At 41.9% G+C, this 1,230-nt stretch carries 1 pseudogene; it reads left to right on the top strand.

The features are described 5' to 3' along the window. Nucleotides 1-1,230: pseudogene (locus B0183_RS07200) on the top strand (tape measure protein); the annotation flags it as partial.

Raw genomic sequence — 1,230 nt, 5'->3', positions numbered from 1 at the left:
CTTTTGGCAATTGCAGCTGGCAATGGTGCTAAGTTTATTTCAACGTTGGTTCTTGCTCGAGTGGAAACACACAGACAAGCGCAAGCGAGTTTAATCGCTGCGAAAGCCACACAAACCCAAGCAGCGGCAGAATTAGCGGCTGCACAAGCCAAAATGAATTTGTTGAATTCAGAAATGCAATTAGTACGAACCAAGAAAGCTAGAGCAGCGATTGAGGCTAAAATGGCTCAACAAGCGCAAGTTATTACGGGGCTTATTAATGCGGAGGCAGCTGCTATGAATAATCTTGCTGCAGCCTCTCAACGCGCATCAATTGCAAGCAGTGCAGCCGCAGGAGCCAAAAATTTATTAAGTGGCGCATTAGGTCTTATTGGTGGTCCAGCTGGGGCGGCAACAATTGCGGCAGGTGCATTATTTTATTTCAGCCAAAAGGCACAAGAGGCAAAAGAGGCGGCGTTAGATACCGAGAGTGCGAATAACCGTTTAAAAGAAAGTTATGACGGCTTAAGTGAAAGCGCGTTAACCTTGAAAATTTTTGAGCAAATTCAAGCAATGGAAAATTATGGTGAGCAAATTTCCAAAGTGCAGGCGGAAATTTCCCAAATTCAAACAAGTGCTTGGCAATTTGGTTTAGAGCTGTCTGAAAGTTCCAAGCAAGATATTGAAAAGTTAAACGCGGAATTAGAAAAGATTCGAGAAAATAAAAATATCGATCTTTCAGTTTTAACTAACCAATTAACCGCACTTGGTGGGGTGTTCTTGTCAAATGGCAAAAGCATTGATGATTTTCGTACCAAAATGAAAAACTTAGGTGTTGATGCCAATACGGCAGATAGCGTCATTGCCGGTTTAAGCAATACGATAAAACAACAGAAAGAGGCGGCGCAAGGTGGAGTAAAAAGCAATTTAGAGCTAGATGAGGCGTTTAAAAAATTAAAAGAACGCGCTTTAACGGTAGCGCAAAATCTTGAAGTGGCAAAATTAAAACAACAAGGACAGGCAGAGTCCGCCTTTGTTTTAGCCGGCTTATATGAATTGCTTGGCGATAAAGGCGCTGAATATAATCAAGTGCTAATTGATATTGCCAACGGTACGATTACTGCGGCGAATGCGGCTGATAAAGGCATTGATTTATCTATCGAGACCTTAAATAAACTGATTGAGGGCAGGAAAGTATTACAAGGGATGTTCAAAGATCAGACGCAAACAGAGGGTATTAACCAAAGTTTG

Origin of the sequence: Glaesserella parasuis (genome assembly GCF_002015085.1) — a bacterium.
In the GTDB taxonomy this organism is placed as follows: Bacteria; Pseudomonadota; Gammaproteobacteria; order Enterobacterales; family Pasteurellaceae; genus Glaesserella; species Glaesserella parasuis.
The sequence above is the reverse complement of the archived record's forward strand: the minus strand, read 5'-3'. Positions and strand labels throughout refer to the sequence as shown.